Here is a 16,236-nt window from a genome sequence, read left to right on the forward strand (position 1 = left end):
AGCCCCCACGACGACCCAGGAGCCCGAACCATGCCCCACACCTTTTCCCGCCGCCGTGCCACGGCCGCCGCCACCGCCCTGCTGTGCGGCCTGTGCTTGCCCGCCGCGTCCGCGCTGGCGCAGGACGCCTACCCCTCCAAGCCCATCACCATCGTCGTGGGCTACCCGCCGGGGGGCAGCACCGACCTGACGGCGCGCACCGTGGCCACGGAGCTGGGCAACAAGCTCGGCGTGCCCGTGGTGATCGAGAACGTCGGCGGCGCGGGCGGCGCCATTGGCGCGCAGAAGGTGGCCAGCGCGGCCCCGGACGGCTACACCCTGCTGGTGGGCGCGAGCAACGAGATCGCCATCAACAAGCTCGTGACCAAGAAGGTGAAGTACGACGTGAAGGACTTCACCGCCATCGGCCTGATCGCCTCGCAGCCCCTGGTGCTCGTGGCGTCCACCGGCTCGGGCGTGAAGAACCTGGCCGAATTCACGCAGAAGGTCTCGAAGAACCCCGGCAAGTTCAGCTACGGCAGCTCGGGCGTGGGCACCTCGCTGCACTTGGCGGGCGAGATGGTCAAGGAGCAGGGCAAGCTGTTCATGACGCACATCCCCTACCGCGGCGTGGCGCCGCTGACCAACGACCTCATGGGCAACAACCTGGAGTACGGCGTGTTCGTGCTCTCCAGCGGCCTGCCGCACATCCGAAGCGGCAAGGTGATCGCCCTGGGCACCACCGAGGCCAAGCGTTCGGCCACCACGCCCGAGATCCCGGCGCTGGCCGAAACACCGCAGTACAAGAACGTGGACATCGGCGTGTGGTTTGCCCTCATGGCACCCGCGAACCTGCCCAAGCCGGTGTTCGACAAGGTGAAGAAGGCCCTGAACGACAGCCTGCAGTCGCCCGAATTCCGCAAGAAGATGGAAGCCACCGGCTCCACCGTGGCCGCCACCAACGTGAACATCGACCAGTTCCTGTCCGCCGAAGTGGCCAAGTACAAGAAGATTGTTGAATTCGCCAAGATCGAAGAATGAACGCCCAACACGACCACAGCAACGCGGCCCAGCCGCTGCGTTTTGAACTGCCCGCACCCGACCTCGGCGCCTGGCGCGCGGGCAACACCGGCACCGAGGGCGTGTGGCATTTCGACTCGGGGCAGCCCGGGCGCCACGTGATGGTCAGTGCCCTGGTGCATGGCAACGAGCTGTGCGGCGCGTGGGCCCTCAAGGGGCTGCTCGAAGCGGGCGTGCGCCCCGAACGCGGCACCCTCACGCTCGCGTTCTGCAATCTCGATGCATTCGACCGGTTCGACGCCCGCCAGCACGACGCCTCGCGCTTCACCGACGAAGACCTCAACCGCCAGTGGCTGGACGAGCGCATCGACGCTGCCGACACGGCTGAGCGCCGCCGGGCCGCCGCGTTGCGCCCTTTTGTGGCCCGCGCAGACTGGCTGCTCGACATCCACTCCATGCACGAGCCCTCGGCACCGCTGCTGCTCACCGGCACTCAGCCGCGCAACCTGGAGCTGGCGCGCGCCATGCGCTCGCCCGAACACATCGTGGTGGACGCAGGCCACAAGGACGGCGTGCGCATGCGCGACTACGGCCGCTTCGGTTGGCTGGACGCCGAGGGTGGGGACACCCGCTCCCTGCTCATCGAATGTGGCTTCCACGGTGACCCCGCCAGCCGCGCGGTGGCGCAGGACCAGTGTGTGCGTTTCCTCGCTCAGTCCGGCGTGCTTAGCGCCGAGGCCTTGGCGCAGCAGTTGCCCGGCTGGTGCCTGCCCGATGCGCCCCGCCAGTGGGCGCTGGAAGTGACCGGCCCCGTGGTCGCCACCAGCAGCGCCTTCCGCTTCGTGGCGCCGTACACCGGGCTGGAGGTTTTCGAAAAGGCCGGCACGGTGATCGGCGATAACGATGGCGTGCCCGTGGCCACGCCGTACGACGATTGCGTGCTGGTGATGCCCTCGGTGCGGCAGGCGCGGGCGGGCGTGACGGTGGTGCGTTTTGCGCGGCGACGTGTGCTGTAGGCGGCGACAAGTCGCGCGATTTGCTACATTTTTGCTAGCTACTAGTGCTTGATAGACATGTGCTGGCGGGTCATTGGATGGCTATTTCGCCAGATAGGCCTGCAGCTCCTTGCGGCTTTGCACGCCCAGCCGCGTGTAGATCTGCCGCCGGTGGTACGTGGCGGTGTTGGCGCTGATGCCCATGCGTGCGGCGATCTGTTCTTCAGGCACGCCGCGCGCGAGCCAGTAGGCCAGCTCCTGCTGGCGCTGCGGCAGGCCCAGCGCGCGCAGCGTGGGCAGCAGCCGCGCCACGCGCGCCACCCGCTGCGTGATGTGGATGCCCACCGCCCGGCTGCCGTCGAAGTCGCCTTCACCGGCCCCCGCCGCGGCCGCCATCTGCGTGGCGCGCAGCGAAAACCAGCCGCTGGCGTTGTGCAGGTCCAGTTGCGGCAGCGCTGGCGCCCGGCCCCGGCCGGTGCCGTCCTGCTCCACCCAGCGCAGGCGCTCCAGCAACACGCACAGCGCGTGTGGCAGCTCGTTGCGGCGGTACCAGCGCATGCCAAAGGCCAGCGCCATCAGCTGGTCTGCCTGGGGCGATGTCCACAGCAGCCTGCCCTGCGGCGTGGCGACCAGCATGGCGCTGTCATGCACCACACTGTCCTGCGCATCCAGCTCGCCCGGCTGCAGGGCACGCGCCAGCCAGGGCGAGGTCCGTTCAAGCAGGGCGATGTCTTCAGGCGCAAAGCGCGGCGCGCCAGGCCTGCGGCACAACTTGAGCGAGCCCACGCCCCGGCCTTGCGGCGTGCGCAGCACCAGGCTCAGAAAATCCTGCCACTCCGACGGCCGCGCCAGCTCGTTGTAGAAATCGCTGCGGATGAATTCGTGGTGAGTGACCTGGAGGATCTGCTCCATCAACAGCACCCCATGCTCATGGCGCACGGCCGCGTCGAAGTCGTGCAGGCTGTAGCGCACTAGCTTCAGCTCCTGCGCCTTCATCCGCGGGTCGAAGTACAGGTGCATCCACTCGCGCGCGGGTGAGGGCTCGATGTAGGCGTCCAGCGCCCCCTGGGCATCCGGATAGAAAAAAACCCCGCTATCGAAGCCGATGAGGCGGTGCAGTTCGTGCAGCACAGGCTCGATGAGCTGCAGCCCGCTGAAATCCAGGCAGGCCATCTGCCGCAGGCGCGCCAGGGCCTGCTGCTGCGTGCGGGAAAGGGACATGGACATAGGGCGCGTGGCAGGTGCGCCGCATCCATGCGGCACCTGGCGGGAGCGTAACGCATCGCACCGCCCCTGCGCCCCGCCCCCAGGGGTGGGGCACCGGGGGCGATGGGAACTCCTGCCGTGTCAGTGGCAGGGGCTGGCCCGGACACGCCACGAAAAAACTCCCCGCGTTCCTGGCCCCGGCCACCGGCGTCCACATGGGCGCGAGCGACGGCCCGCCTGGAAGACCAGCGAGGGGCACGCCACCCTGTTCGCCTGCGGCCCGCCGGGATGACATGCCTGCCAACGTTGTCGCAGGAGGAAAGCAGGCCCTCGGCCCCGGGGGCGCGTTACCGCCCCATGCGGCGCCGGACCAGGGCCAGCATGGCCAGGGACAGTCCCATCAGTGCCAGCGGACTGTTCGCGGGCACCGACACAGGGCCGCCGCCACCGCCGGGCGGGATGGATCCCGCGATGTTCGTCAAGGCAAACGTCTGCGTGATGGGTTGCTCCAGCACGGTGTCGTACACAATGGCGCTGACCTGGTGCAGGCCCACCGTGGCATCAGCGGTGGCCGTGACTTCCGCGAACCCACCGGCATCGGCCAGCGCGCTTTCCGCAGACAGCACCACCCCGCCGGAGGTGATGAAATAGACACGCACCTGCGGCGTGTTGCTGCCGTCCCAGCCAGTGACTTTCACGCGCAGTTTCTGGGCAAAGGTGGTATTGATCGGCGTGCTTTGGGGCGTGCCACCCACCGTGGTCATGAACTTGGGCAGATCGGCCACGTTTCTCAGCAGACGGGTTTGGGGGCTGACCAGCGCACTGCCCTGCACGCTGGCCTTCACCGAGTAGGTGCCGACAAACCCGTTGGCCGTCCCGCTCACCTGCGCGTTGCCTGCGGCATCGGTCACCGCCGTCAGTGCCGAGAAACTCGCCGTGGCACCCGAGACCGGATCGGTCGTGATGGCAAAAACAACCGTTGCGCCTTGCACCGGGTTGCCAAAAAAGTCCTGCACGTGCGCCGTGACGGGTGCCGAGAACGGCTTGGTGACATACGTCCATTGCGGCGTGGACACGTCAAAGGCAATGGCGGCGGCGGCGCCGGCCGGTGCGGAGTTCGACAGCTTGATAGAGGCACCGGTGGTGCCAGGCGCCGTGGCACTGACACTGTAGGCGCCAGACTTGCCCGTGGCGGTGGCCGTGACCGCCGCGAACCCGTTCGCATCCGTCACGGCCGTGGACGACGACAGCACCACGCGCGACGGTACGCTGGGGCCGCCGAACGTCACCGTGACGCCGGCCTTCGGATTGTTCGAGGCGTCGGTCACCCGCACCTGCAATGGCGTGCCAAAGGCAGTGTTGACCAGCGTGGTCTGGTTGTTGCCCGCCGTGACCGCCAGACTGTCCGTGTTGGTATTGCACAAATTGAAGAGCGGCACATTGCCCAGGCCGGTGATGAATCCCTTCATCTGATAACAACCCATCACGCCATTGGCCACCGGGGTATAGCTGAAGACACCTTGCGCATTGGTGGTGCCCGAGCCCGTGGACGCGATGGGCAGGCTGGGCCCCGGGTTCACCGGGGTCATGCTCACCACCAAGCCCGGCACGCCCACGCCATTGCTGTCGAGCACCTTGATCGACAGGGGTTGCGCAAAAGGGGTACTGAAAACGGTGCTCTGCGGCGTGCCGGTCGTCACGATGGACGAAGCAGCAAGGGCAGTGGTCTTGAAAACCGCAATTGTTCCAGCCCCCGGGCCTGAAGTCACGAGATCGGCGCGGCCATCGCGATTCAGATCAATGGCGGCGAGCATGCGCGTGACCGAATAGCCAATATGCTCATTCAATACAAAGCTGTGGTTGGCCTGCTGCAATCCCACATAGCCATCGGAGATCACGTCCAGCCGGCCATCGCCATTCACATCGGCGACGATGACTCGCCCCATGTCGCGGCCGCCTCCGCTGGAAACCCCCGTGGCGAAAAGCTTGGTGCTCGGTAAAAAGATACCGTTGCCCACGCCCTTGGCCAGCCAGACACCTTCGCCGTACTGGTTCTGCAAGAGCAAATCCAGCTTGCCATCTCCATCGACGTCAGCGATTTCAATATCTTCAATATTACCGACGCCGGCGCCTACACCAAGAAGTTGCGCTTGCGGTGCAAATGCTCCGTTGCCCGTACCTTTCAACCATGAAACCGTTGGGCTATTAACATCGTCGACAAAAACCAGGTCTGCTTCCCCATCGCCGTCAATGTCGGCCAGCTGTGTTTCACGTATAGTGCTATAGGAGGCCAGACCGCTGTAGGACACCTCATATTGACCCGTCAATATGAAAAATCCCAAGCCGACGTTCTGCAAAACCTCAAAATAGTGATTTCCACCCAAATCGCCTGGTTCATAGACGCCGACAACAATGTCCAATTTCCCGTCATGGTTCAGATCGGCAAGCATGGGGTTTTGAGCACCATAATCACTCGCATCCGCCAGCCCGGGCCGGGCCAGGGCACTGAAATCCCCATTGTTGTTGCCCGACCCTTTCAATATGGATACACCCAGACGGTCGGTAATGACCAGGTCCATCTTGCCGTCCCCATCCATGTCGCCCGCAGAAATGCCGTTGGGTGTTTGCAGGCCGAACACCAGGTTATTGAAATCATGCTTGAGCGCCAGGCCGCCAATGGGAGTGCCGAGATAGATGAGAAGCTGGTCGGTCTGAGCATTGAGAACCGCCAGATCGGGATAGCCATCGTTATTGAAGTCAGCACTCACGGCCGCTGTCGAAACATTGGGGGCGTTGCTGGCGCTATTGGCCTGCAAATCTGGCGGGCCATAGATATTGGCCGCTTGCGCTGGCAGCGCTGCCACGCAGAACGCGGCGGCGGCTGCAATGCCCATGGCAACGCCTTTCGCCCCTTTTATCCATCTGGTTGCTGTTTTGGGAGTTTTCATGGCTCTTGAATCCGACTGTTTCACTGGAAATCAGTTTAGGAAGCCAAGTCCCCCGGCGCCCCACCCCTGGGGATAGGCGCATCCACAAACAATCCGGCATCCCGGATCAACCGGGTGCAAGCCAGTGGATGACTGTGGTGGCGCGCAAAGCGAGCCCTTCGCCATCCCGCCCCTGGGGGTGGGGCGCAGCGGCGGGGGAATCCATAGACTGGGCGGCAGGTGCGAAATTGCTCCTGAAAACATAGCTTTTTGCGCTTGATGGGCAAGCGCTGGGGCAGTTTTTCTGCCATTTTTCGCCCATCACATCCACACACCGCCCATGCGAAAACACCTTGCCCTGCTGGCCCTCGCCGCCTTCGCCCACGCGGGCGCCTGGGCCGCCACCTACAGCTACACCAACAACGGCTACGCCGCCGCCAGCCTGCACAACTACACGGCGCCCTGCGGCGCGGGCAACTGCGCCAACTTCACCGCCGCCATGGCCCCGACGGCCACCTTCACCACGGCCGTGCCGCTGGCGCCCAACCTCGCCAACGCCGATGTCCTTTTTCCGGGCGGCAACATCCTGGCATTCACGGTGTTCGACGGGGTTACCACCTATACCCTGGGGGACCCGCAGGTGGCGGGGTTGTACCAAGTGAATGTCTCCACCGATGCCGCGGGCCAGCTGACGGCACTGTCGATGATCGTCCTGCGCTGGCAGAACCCCGGCCCGCACAGCGGCGCCAACATGCGGCTGGACTCGGTCAACACCGAGGGCGGCGCCTACCACAACGTGATATGCCAGGCCATCGATGTCGAAGACCGATGCACCGTCTGGGAAGCGCCCGGCAGCATCGACGGCAATACCAGTTGGGCCAATGTGGGCACGGCGCCCGCAGCCGCCGTGCAGAGCGTGCCCGTAGACAACCCCTTTGCCTTGGCCATCACTGCCGCCGGCCTGCTCGGCCTCTCCGGGCAGACGCTGCGAAGACGTCGCAAATTGCTCCCCAAAAAATAGCGCGCAGCGATTGATCCACCACCACTGAAGGCGCTTTTCATTTCGGAAACGCCACACCCCATGAAAAAACACATTGCGCTGCTCGCGCTGGCTGCATTCACCCACGCCGGGGCGCAGGCCGCCACTTTTGTGGTCGATGCCACGGCAGACCTGATCGACCCCACCCCCGGTGACAACATCTGCGGCACGGGTGCTGCGGGCACCTGCTCGCTACGCGCCGCCATCATGGAAGCCAACGCGCTGGCGGGCGCCGACACCATCACGCTGCCCGCGGGCACCTTCACACTGACGCGCGTGCCCGCCCCCAGCAACCTCCTGCAGATCACCAGCGACCTCACCATCAACGGCGCGGGCGCGGGCGACTCCTTCATCGTGGCCAGCAGCGGCAGCGGCGGCGACCGCATCGTCCTCCAGATCCTGGGCAGCCCCACCGTCAACCTCAACAACCTGGCCATCACCGGCGGCACCGGCGCGGGCGCGTCGTATGGGGGTGGGCTGTTCATCGGGGGCGGCACGGCCACGCTCGACCATGTGGCGGTGCACGGCAACAGCGCGGCCGGGTCCTCCACCCAGCAGGGCGGCGGCATCTACGTGTATGAGACGGCCACGCTCCACCTGATCGACAGCGAAGTCTCGGGCAACACCGCCCCCAGTGGCGGGGGCGGCATCGCGGTGCGCCAGACCGGCATTGCCAACATCACGCGCAGCACCATCACGGGCAATACCATGCCCCATCCTGGGGGCAGTGGCGGCGGCATCGCCAACAACGGCACGCTGAACCTCACCAACTCCACCGTCTCGGGCAACACGGCGGTGGGGGCCGGGGGCGGCATCTCGGGGGGCAGCGGCGGCACCACCACCATCCGCTTCAGCACCATCGCCCACAACACCACCGGCGCAGGCAATGGGCAACTGAGCGTCTTTGGCGCCACGGCCCACATCAGCGGCAGCATCGTCGCCAACCCGGCGGCGGGCCTCAATTGCCGGTTCCAGGCGGGCGCCCTGGTGTCCGGTGGCAACAACCTCGACAGCGGCACCACCTGCGGCTTTGGCGCGGTGGGCGATATCGCCAGCGCCAACCCCCTGCTGGCGCCGCTGGCCTACGCCAACAGCCTGCCCAACCAGACCCACGCACTGCTGCCGGGCAGCCCCGCCATCAACGCCGGCCCCACCACCGACCTGCCCGCCACCGACGAGCGTGGCACCCCACGGGTGCAGATGGGGCGCGCCGACATCGGCGCCTATGAATCCGCCCTGGCCCCAGGCGCCGGGCCGGGGAATGGGGGCGGCGTGCAGGCAGTGCCCGTGGACAGCCCCATCGCCCTGGCGCTGTCTGCCTTGGGTCTGCTGGGCCTCGCGCTGCGCGGCGGGCACAGGCTGCTTCTAAAGAAATAGCTGCATCGCTTTAGTTCTGAACGCTTGAGGCATTTCTTTACTCCCCCAAAAGCCCCATGAAGAAGCACCTTGCGCTGCTCGCGCTGGCCGCAGGTACCCACGCGGGCGCCTGGGCCGCCACCTACACGTATACCTATACCGGCAACCCCTACACCGCGCCCACCCTGTACAACTTCACCCACTGCACAGTGGGCAACTGCGGCAGCTTCACCACGGCGATGTTCCAGTCGGGCTGGTTCACCACGGCGGCGCCCTTGCCGCCTGGCCTGGGCAATGCCGACATCTCCGCCCTGGTGACAGGCTTTGTGTTTTCAGACGGGCTGACCAGCTATTCCAGCGCGGCGGGTGACACGCTGTATTCCGCCTCCGCGGACACCGATGCCAACGGCGCATTCACCGACGCCAGCCTCACCTTCTTCCACTGGGAGACACCGGCTCCCCATGCCGTGGGCGACCGCGTGAACCTCATGGGCCTGCATGAATTCGTCAATCACAACTACGAATGCCAGCAAGTTCCCGCTCCCTACAGCGGCGTGTGCACGACGGCGGTGGCAGGCACTTCGGGCAGCTACATCGACAGCCATCCCCACACCACAGGCTCCTGGCTCGTGACCGTCCTGCCTGCAGCGCCGGGCGCAGGCGTCAGCGCGGTGCCCACGCTGGGCGAAGGGGGCCTTCTGCTGCTGGCCGCCTTCATGGCGGGCACCGGCATGGTGATGCGACGCAAGGCGCCCCGCGACTTTTGAAAGAGGCCGGCCACGCCGCAGGGGCCTCGCAGACTTTACCTATCGACATCTTTCCGTTTCAAGGAGTTTCCCCATGTCCCCCGAACAGATCCACCTCGTGCGCCAGAGCTTTGCGCAGGTTGCGCCCGTCGCTGCGCAGGCAGGCGCGCTTTTCTACTCGAAGCTGTTCGCGCGCGACCCGGCCATCCAGGGGCTGTTCGGGTCGTCCGACATGCACGTGCAGGCACGCAAGCTGCTGGACATGATCGGCGATGCCGTGCGCCTGCTTGACCACCCCGAGCGGCTGGACGCCGCGCTGCGCGCCCTGGGCCAGCGCCACACGGGCTACGGCGTGCAGGCCGCGCACTACGACACGGTGGGCGCCGCCCTGCTGGAGACGCTGTCCGACGCGCTGGGCGGTGCCTTCACCCCCGCCACGCGCGAGGCCTGGGGCGCCATGTATGCCCACGTGGCGCGTACGATGCAGGCGCAGGCACAACTGCAGCACTAGCCAGAAAGCCCCATGACCCCCACCACGCCCCGCCTTCGCGCCCGCGCCGCCGCCTGCCTGGCGGCCGCACTGGCCATCTCTTGCGTCACTGCCATGGCCCAGACCGCAACGCCCCTGCTGTTCAAGATCGTCACGGTGCGCGACGAGATCCTTGTCGCCGTGCCGCCGGACGAGGCCGGGGCTCCGCGCCCCGAGGCGGCCGCCATCGGCCAGGCCCTGGCCGCCAAGGGCGCGCTCAGCCTCTGGCAATACGCCCCGCGCAAGGGCACCGACGGCGCGCTGGAGCTGGCCCCCCGCGCCAGGATCAGCGTGCTGGCGCACGACAGCCTGCGCGTGGAGCCGTACCCGCCCGCGCTGCGGGTCGTGCCGGTGCCATAGGCCCGCCGCGCACCGCGCCGTGAGTGCCTGTCCACGTTCCCCATGCGGGTCCGCACGCCTGCGCTGACAGGGTCGGCTGCCACCGGGCTCACCCGCGCCTGCGCGCTGGCGCTCGGGGCGCTGGCCGCGCTGTGCGGCTGCGACGGCAGTGCCACGGGCTACCAGCGCGGCTGGGCGGGCGCCTGGACCTACGGCGGCGCGGCCCTTGCCCCGGCCGACCCGGCCACGTTCCAGCCGCTCTCGCCGCACTTCGGGCGCGACGCGCGGCAAGGCTACTGCCGGGGCAGTGCCGTGGAGGGCAGCGAGGGCGCCACGTTCGAGGCGCTGTCGGAGCACGAGGCGCGCGACGGCCGCGCGGTCTACTACTGCAGCACCTACCGCAAGGCGCAGGAGTACTGGGCCTACCAGCACCTGCGCATCGCCACCATTCCCGGCGCCGACGCGGCCAGCTACCGCGTGCTGGCCCACCGCCATGCCCGCGACCGGCACCGCGCCTACGACCGGGGCCAGCCCTTCGCGGTGCGCGATGCGGCCAGCTTCGAGCCGCTCAGCCCCCGCTTCGCGCGCGATGCGCAGCGCGGTTATTTCGAGCATGCCGACATCCCCGGCAGCCACGGCGCAAGCTTTGCGCTGATGGACGAAGACGATCCCGGCTACGCCCGCGACCGCGCGCACGCCTGGCACGGCCACATCGAGGTCAACCAGCCGAACCGGGGCCCGCACCCGGTGCTGCGCCCCTTGCAGGGCGCCGACATGGCCACGCTGCGCGCCCTGGGGCGGGGCTACGCGGCCGATGCGCGGCGGGTGTGGTACCAGGGCGAGCCGCTGGCGCGGGCGGATGCGGCCAGCTTCACGGTGCTGACCGAGGCGACCGCGGAGGTGGACGCACGCGACCGCGCGCAGGCATGGCAGCGCGGGCGGGCCGTTGCGGGCAACGATCCAGGCCCCAGCCCCGGCGTGAGGTGAGGCACGCCGTGTCCCCACCCGCCGCCCTCCAGGGGCAGGGGCCTGCCGCGCGTTGCCAGGGCCCGAAGGCCACCGGCGGGCGGAACAACGCCGCCCGCCCCCGTCACTGCGCCGCGCGCGCGGCCTCCACATGCGCCTTCACCCGCTGCGCCAGGGCCATGTCGCCCGGGGTTTCGGGGCTCCACCTGTCGATGGCGCGGGGCTGTTCATCGGCGTCCACGGCGGTGTACACCGCCACGCAATGCAGCACCTCGTGCTGCGGCTCGCCATGGATGCCGCCGCTGCGCACCTCCACGGCCAGGTGCATGCCGGTCTCGGTGGTGAAGGCCAGGCGCGCATGCACTTCCACCAGGTCTCCGGGCCGGATGGGGCGCACGAAGTGCGCGCCGCCCACGAACTCGGTGATGCAGGGGCCCTTGGCCCAGGCGCTCGCACAGGCAAAACCCGCCTCGTCCACCCAGCGCAGCACGGTGCCGCCGGGCACCCGCCCCGCCTGCGGCAAGGTGCTTTGAGACGCCAGGAAACGCAGGGTGAGGGATTGCATGCCGGGGTGCTCCACGGGAGTTGGTGGGCCATTATTCTCCAGCCCCTGGCGGCGGCGCGGGGCGGTGCGCGGGCCGCCCCCCTCGAAGGCGCGCGCACCCGCATCTTGACCTGAGTCAAAACCCTGCGGGCGACAGTTGCCTACATTGCGTAACAACTCTGCGGGCCCCTGCGACACCGGGCCCGCCCAGCCGGGGCAATGGCCGCCCCCGCCGACCCGGCCTTCCCTACCCGCACGCCCAGCGTGTCTTCTGCCATGTCACTGCTTCACCGACTGAACCTGCTCGAGAAATTCCTCATCCTGGGAACCATCGGGTTGATGATGAGCGCGCTTCCCACATACCTGTATGTGTCCGATGCGCTGCGCGCCATCGGCCACGCCCGGCAGGAGGCCCGGGGCGTGCCGCCCGCGCAGGCGCTGACCCGCGTGGTGCAGCTGGTGCAGGTGCACCGGGGGCTGTCGGCGGGCATGTTCGGCGGCGACGAGTCGCTGGCGACGCGGCGCCCCGCCGCCCGCGACGCGGTGGAAAAAGCCCTGGCCGACGCCGCCGCGCACTTCGCGGCAGCCCAGGTGCCGGCGCAGCAGATGGCCGCCTGGACCGATGCCCAGCAGGCCTGGCGCACGCTGGAGCAGGCGGTGGCCGCCCGCAGCATCGGGCTGGCGCAAAGCACGGCGCAGCACACCCAGCTCATCGCCGCGCTGCTGCAGCTGACCGAGTCGCTGGTGCACGCCTACGGCCTGCAGGTGGACCCCGAGGCACCGACGCATGCGCTGATCCAGGCATCGCTGGTGCAGGCGCCGCAGCTGGGCGAGAACCTGGGCATGCTGCGCGCCCAGGGCGCCGGGGCGCTCGGCCGTGGCGAACTCTCGCCCCAGGGCAAGGGCCAGCTGCTCGTGCTGCAGCAGCGGGTGGCGGAGCTGCAGGCCGACACCTTCCGCGGCCTCGGCCGCGCCCTGCAGGGCAATGCGCAGTTCAAGCAGGCGCTGGGCAGCGGGGTGCAGGCCATCCAGGGCCAGATCCAGCAGTCGCTGCAGCTGGCCGAGCGCGAGGTGATGAACGCCGGCGAGCTCAAGTTCGCCTCCAAGGATTACTTTGACGCGTTCACCCGCACCATCGATGCGCTCAACACGCTCAATGCACAGTCGCTGTCGAGCCTGGACCAGGCCCTGCAAGACCGCGTGAGCGCGCTGCAGCGCCGGCTGCTGTGGGTGGCGCTCGCCCTCGCCGTCACGCTCTCGGCCACCAGCGCCATGGCCCTGGTGTTCGTGCGCTCCATGACGGGGCCGCTTTCGCAGGCCGTGGCGCTGTCGCGCGCCGTGGCCCAGGGCGACCTGAGCGGCAGCGCGCTGGCCCACGGCACCAACGAGGTCGGCCAGCTGCTGGAGGCCCTGATGCAGATGCGCGCCCAGCTCACGCAGGTGGTGCGCCAGGTGCGCAACGGATCGGAGAGCGTGGCCACGGCCAGCGTGCAGATCGCGCAGGGCAACAGCGACCTGTCGGCCCGCACCGAAAGCCAGGCCAGCGCGCTGGAGGAAACCGCCGCGTCGATGGAACAGCTCAGCTCCACCGTGCGCCAGAACGCCGACAGCGCGCACCAGGCCAGCACGCTGGCCCACAGCGCGAGCACCGTGGCCGTGCAGGGCGGCGAGGTGGTGGCCCAGGTGGTGGACACCATGCAGGGCATCAACGCCTCGTCGCAGAAGATCTCGGACATCATCGGCGTGATCGACTCCATCGCGTTCCAGACCAATATCCTCGCGCTCAACGCCGCCGTCGAGGCGGCCCGCGCGGGCGAACAGGGCCGGGGCTTCGCGGTGGTCGCGTCGGAGGTGCGCTCGCTGGCCGGGCGCAGCGCCGAGGCGGCGCGCGAGATCAAGGCCCTCATCAGCGCCAGCGTGGAGCGCGTGGAGCAGGGCACGGCCCTGGTGGACCGCGCGGGCACCACGATGAACGAGGTGGTGACCGCCATCCGCCGCGTGACGGACATCGTGGGCGAAATCAGCACTGCCAGCCATGAACAGTCGCTGGGCGTGGCCCAGGTGGGCGAGGCCGTGACGCAGATGGACCAGGTCACGCAGCAGAACGCCGCGCTGGTGGAAGAAATGGCCGCCGCCGCCGGCAGCCTCAAGGTGCAGGCCGAAGACCTGGTGCACGTGGTGTCGGTGTTCCGGCTGGGCGACGAAGGCCAGGGCCAGCACAGGGCGCTGCGCCCGGCAAAATCGCTACAAATTCAGTAGCTATTGGCGCTTATCCATCTATCGCTGGCGGCCAATTTCATTCAGATTCTGCGCCCCTATTCCCCTGGGGGCTGAGCCGCAGCGGCCGGCCCCGCCAGCGGCAGCACCAGCCGCGCGCGCAGGCCCTGGCCGGGAGCGCTGTGCAGCTCCAGCGCTCCCCCATGGGCGCGCGCCACGCGCTCGGCAATCGCCAGGCCCAGCCCGGCCCCGGGAACACCCGCGCGCGCCGCGCCGCCGCCACGCGCGAAAGGCTGGCGCATGTGGTCCAGCTCTTTGGCGTCCATGCCGGTGCCGTGGTCGGCCACCTCGATCCACGCCTGCTGCGCGCTGCCGCCCGTGCGCAGCACCACCGGGGCGGCGCCGTGGCGCCAGGCGTTTTCCACGAGGTTGTCCAGCGCACGGCGCAGCGCCTGCGGGCGCACGGGCAGGTTGGGCAGGTTGGGCAGGCCGCCCAGTTCCAGCGCCAGCACACGGCCGTGGTCGGCCTGCGCTTCGGCCACGGCCTGGGCCAGGTCGTTGAGCGATGCGGTGGCGGGCGCCTCGGCCTCGCCCGCGTCAGCGCCCACCCGCGCAAAGTCCAGGAACTGGCCCACGATCGCATCCATCTCGTCGATGCTGCGCGCCATGCTGGCCGCCAGCGGCGCATCCACCTGTGCCCCGGCGATCTCCACGCCCAGGCGCAGCTTGGTCAGCGGCGTGCGCAGGTCGTGCGACACACCGGCCAGCATCAGCGCGCGCTCGTGGTCGGCGGCGGCCAGGCTCTGCGCCATCTGGTTGAAACTGCGGCCCACGGTGGCGATTTCTTCGGGCCCGGCCTCGGGCAGCACCGCGGGTGTCTGGCCCCGCGCGAGCTGCCGCGCCGCCGCCACCACCTGGGCCAGCGGCTGGTGGATGTGGCGCTGCAGCCACCACGCGCCCAGCAGCGCCAGCAGCATGCTGGCCAGCGTGGCCACCAGCCAGGCCCCGGTGAACTCGCGCGTGGGGAACACGCTGGGCAGGTTGAGCCAGTAGTCAGCGCCCTCGTGCACCATGCGCAGGGCCAGCACGCCGGTGCTGTCGCGGCGCCACAGGGGCTGCGGGCTCTGCGCAGGCGCATCACCCACACCCAGGCGGCGGGCCACCGCCTGCACAAACTGCCGCTCCAACGGCGACAGCAGCGCGCGCCGCGCTGCGCTTTCCGGCGCAACGGGCGGCGTGGCCAATGCGGCCTGCCGGTTGAACGCCTCTACAAACGCCACACGCTGCGCCGGGGGCAGCGCCTGCAGCCCCGCCCGCAGCGCGGCCACATTGCGCGCCACGCCATCGGCCACCTGCGCCACGCGGGGCTGGAAGATCATCTGCCGCACCAGCACCGCCGCCACCAGCTGGCCCAGCACGATGAGCACGGCCATCAGCAGCAGGTTGCGCCCGAGCAGGCTGCGCGGCCAGAGCCCCCCGTGGCGGCGGGCGGGGGTTGCGGGTGCCGTCATGGCTGCCGCCCTCCGGCGGGCGCGGCGCCATCGGGCACGAACACATAGCCCACGCCCCACACGGTGCGGATGTGGCGCGGCTGGGCCGGGTCGGCCTCGATGAGTTTGCGCAGCCGCATGATCTGCACGTCAATGCTGCGGTCGGTGGCCGTGTGGTCGGGGCCATAGGCCAGGGCCATGAGCCGGTCGCGGCCCAGCGGGCGCTGAGGGTTCTGGGCCAGGGCCAGCAGCAGGGCGAATTCACCGGTGGTGAGGGGCACGTCCTCGCCGGCCCTCGCGCCCGCCCGCTCCAGCCGCCGTTCAGTCGGCAGCAACACGAAGTCGCCGAACGTCAGGCGTCCGTGCATTCCCTGCGGCCCGGTGTGCGCGCCCAGCATGCGCTGGCGTCGCACCATGGCCTGGATGCGGGCCAGGAGCTCGCGCGGGTTGAAGGGCTTGGGCAGGTAGTCGTCCGCCCCCATTTCCAGGCCCACGATGCGGTCCACCGGGTCGCCACGCGCGGTGAGCATCAGGATGGGAATGGTCTCGCCCTGCGCACGCAGGCGGCGGCAGATGGCCAGGCCGTCTTCGCCCGGCATCATCACGTCCAGCACCAGCACATCAAACCTCTCGCGCTGCAGCAGCACGTCGAGCGGGCCCGCGCCCTCCACCGTGCGCACGGCGTAGCCCTGGTCGCTCAGGTAGCGCTGCAGCAGGGCGCGCAGGTCGGGCTCGTCATCGGCGACCAGGATCTTGGCCAGGGTGTCGGTCATGGGCAGGGAGCAACGTGGCAGGTGAAGGCGGCGTGGTGGCAATGGTAGGCGCTGGCGCGGGCCATGCACCCCCAGCCATGACAAGGGATGACGGGGCCGCAGGCGTTTGT

14 protein-coding genes are annotated in these 16,236 nt (G+C 68.8%); 9 read left to right on the forward strand and 5 right to left on the reverse strand.

Annotated features, from left to right (window positions below; translation table 11 throughout):
- The first annotated feature begins 30 nt into the window (after positions 1-30).
- On the forward strand, positions 31-1,020 hold the full coding sequence (locus AC07OD_RS12750; protein WP_218297110.1) for a Bug family tripartite tricarboxylate transporter substrate binding protein: 990 nt from the start codon (positions 31-33) through the stop codon (positions 1,018-1,020).
- On the forward strand, positions 1,017-2,015 hold the full coding sequence (locus AC07OD_RS12755) for a M14 family metallopeptidase (RefSeq protein WP_494596949.1): 999 nt from the start codon (positions 1,017-1,019) through the stop codon (positions 2,013-2,015). Before AC07OD_RS12750 ends, AC07OD_RS12755 begins: the two co-directional genes overlap by 4 nt.
- 81 nt (positions 2,016-2,096) lie before the next feature.
- On the opposite strand, the gene AC07OD_RS12760 is transcribed toward AC07OD_RS12755, so the two are convergent.
- Together AC07OD_RS12760 and AC07OD_RS12765 are read right to left on the reverse strand one after the other, a co-directional pair.
- Positions 2,097-3,215, reverse strand: coding sequence for a helix-turn-helix transcriptional regulator (locus AC07OD_RS12760; protein ID WP_494596951.1), 1,119 nt, complete (start codon positions 3,213-3,215; stop codon positions 2,097-2,099).
- Positions 3,216-3,547: 332 nt separating this feature from the next.
- On the reverse strand, positions 3,548-6,148 hold the full coding sequence (locus AC07OD_RS12765; protein WP_494596953.1) for an FG-GAP-like repeat-containing protein: 2,601 nt from the start codon (positions 6,146-6,148) through the stop codon (positions 3,548-3,550).
- Between the two features lie 319 nt (positions 6,149-6,467).
- Between AC07OD_RS12765 and AC07OD_RS12770 the strand changes: the two genes are divergently transcribed.
- The 6 genes from AC07OD_RS12770 (at position 6,468) to AC07OD_RS12795 (ending at position 11,123) form a co-directional block, all read left to right on the forward strand.
- Positions 6,468-7,148 (forward strand): hypothetical protein, encoded by a 681-nt coding sequence (locus AC07OD_RS12770; protein ID WP_494596955.1) that lies wholly within the window; start codon positions 6,468-6,470, stop codon positions 7,146-7,148.
- 60 nt (positions 7,149-7,208) lie between these two features.
- Positions 7,209-8,543 (forward strand): right-handed parallel beta-helix repeat-containing protein, encoded by a 1,335-nt coding sequence (locus tag AC07OD_RS12775; RefSeq protein ID WP_218297106.1) that lies wholly within the window; start codon positions 7,209-7,211, stop codon positions 8,541-8,543.
- 56 nt (positions 8,544-8,599) lie between these two features.
- Positions 8,600-9,289: an IPTL-CTERM sorting domain-containing protein gene (locus tag AC07OD_RS12780; RefSeq protein WP_218297105.1), complete on the forward strand. Its 690-nt coding sequence runs from the start codon at positions 8,600-8,602 to the stop codon at positions 9,287-9,289.
- A 73-nt stretch (positions 9,290-9,362) separates the two neighbouring features.
- The gene (locus tag AC07OD_RS12785; RefSeq protein WP_218297104.1) at positions 9,363-9,779 is read left to right on the forward strand and encodes a globin domain-containing protein; all 417 of its coding nucleotides are present in this window, start codon (positions 9,363-9,365) and stop codon (positions 9,777-9,779) included.
- 12 nt (positions 9,780-9,791) lie between these two features.
- Complete coding sequence (locus tag AC07OD_RS12790; RefSeq protein WP_218297103.1) at positions 9,792-10,157, forward strand: hypothetical protein; 366 nt, start codon at positions 9,792-9,794, stop codon at positions 10,155-10,157.
- Positions 10,158-10,199: 42 nt separating this feature from the next.
- Positions 10,200-11,123 (forward strand): hypothetical protein, encoded by a 924-nt coding sequence (locus AC07OD_RS12795; RefSeq protein WP_494596957.1) that lies wholly within the window; start codon positions 10,200-10,202, stop codon positions 11,121-11,123.
- A gap of 103 nt (positions 11,124-11,226) precedes the next feature.
- On the opposite strand, the gene AC07OD_RS12800 is transcribed toward AC07OD_RS12795, so the two are convergent.
- Complete coding sequence (locus AC07OD_RS12800; RefSeq protein ID WP_218297101.1) at positions 11,227-11,667, reverse strand: acyl-CoA thioesterase; 441 nt, start codon at positions 11,665-11,667, stop codon at positions 11,227-11,229.
- A gap of 255 nt (positions 11,668-11,922) precedes the next feature.
- Between AC07OD_RS12800 and AC07OD_RS12805 the strand changes: the two genes are divergently transcribed.
- Complete coding sequence (locus AC07OD_RS12805) at positions 11,923-13,905, forward strand: methyl-accepting chemotaxis protein (protein ID WP_494596959.1); 1,983 nt, start codon at positions 11,923-11,925, stop codon at positions 13,903-13,905.
- A 56-nt stretch (positions 13,906-13,961) separates the two neighbouring features.
- Here the strand turns inward: AC07OD_RS12805 and AC07OD_RS12810 are convergent, their stop codons facing one another.
- Both AC07OD_RS12810 and ompR read right to left on the reverse strand, forming a co-directional pair.
- A complete protein-coding gene (locus tag AC07OD_RS12810; protein WP_494596961.1) occupies positions 13,962-15,374 on the reverse strand; it encodes an ATP-binding protein in 1,413 nt (470 codons plus the stop codon).
- Positions 15,371-16,126 (reverse strand): osmolarity response regulator transcription factor OmpR, encoded by a 756-nt coding sequence (gene ompR / locus AC07OD_RS12815; protein ID WP_218297098.1) that lies wholly within the window; start codon positions 16,124-16,126, stop codon positions 15,371-15,373. The genes AC07OD_RS12810 and ompR overlap by 4 nt, the downstream gene beginning before the upstream one ends.
- Between the last annotated feature and the right edge of the window lie 110 nt (positions 16,127-16,236).

The sequence above is a fragment of the Acidovorax sp. GW821-FHT10E03 genome (assembly GCF_059415205.1).

Excerpts from the sequence above, each read along its gene's own strand:
- AC07OD_RS12750 (WP_218297110.1), top strand. The coding sequence starts at position 31 with ATGCCCCACACCTTTTCCCGCCGCCGTGCCACGGCCGCCGCCACCGCC.
- AC07OD_RS12755 (WP_494596949.1), top strand. The coding sequence starts at position 1,017 with ATGAACGCCCAACACGACCACAGCAACGCGGCCCAGCCGCTGCGTTTT.
- AC07OD_RS12760 (WP_494596951.1), bottom strand. The coding sequence starts at position 3,215 with ATGTCCCTTTCCCGCACGCAGCAGCAGGCCCTGGCGCGCCTGCGGCAG.
- AC07OD_RS12765 (WP_494596953.1), bottom strand. The coding sequence starts at position 6,148 with ATGAAAACTCCCAAAACAGCAACCAGATGGATAAAAGGGGCGAAAGGC.
- AC07OD_RS12770 (WP_494596955.1), top strand. The coding sequence starts at position 6,468 with ATGCGAAAACACCTTGCCCTGCTGGCCCTCGCCGCCTTCGCCCACGCG.
- AC07OD_RS12775 (WP_218297106.1), top strand. The coding sequence starts at position 7,209 with ATGAAAAAACACATTGCGCTGCTCGCGCTGGCTGCATTCACCCACGCC.
- AC07OD_RS12780 (WP_218297105.1), top strand. The coding sequence starts at position 8,600 with ATGAAGAAGCACCTTGCGCTGCTCGCGCTGGCCGCAGGTACCCACGCG.
- AC07OD_RS12785 (WP_218297104.1), top strand. The coding sequence starts at position 9,363 with ATGTCCCCCGAACAGATCCACCTCGTGCGCCAGAGCTTTGCGCAGGTT.
- AC07OD_RS12790 (WP_218297103.1), top strand. The coding sequence starts at position 9,792 with ATGACCCCCACCACGCCCCGCCTTCGCGCCCGCGCCGCCGCCTGCCTG.
- AC07OD_RS12795 (WP_494596957.1), top strand. The coding sequence starts at position 10,200 with ATGCGGGTCCGCACGCCTGCGCTGACAGGGTCGGCTGCCACCGGGCTC.
- AC07OD_RS12800 (WP_218297101.1), bottom strand. The coding sequence starts at position 11,667 with ATGCAATCCCTCACCCTGCGTTTCCTGGCGTCTCAAAGCACCTTGCCG.
- AC07OD_RS12805 (WP_494596959.1), top strand. The coding sequence starts at position 11,923 with ATGTCACTGCTTCACCGACTGAACCTGCTCGAGAAATTCCTCATCCTG.
- AC07OD_RS12810 (WP_494596961.1), bottom strand. The coding sequence starts at position 15,374 with ATGACGGCACCCGCAACCCCCGCCCGCCGCCACGGGGGGCTCTGGCCG.
- ompR (WP_218297098.1), bottom strand. The coding sequence starts at position 16,126 with ATGACCGACACCCTGGCCAAGATCCTGGTCGCCGATGACGAGCCCGAC.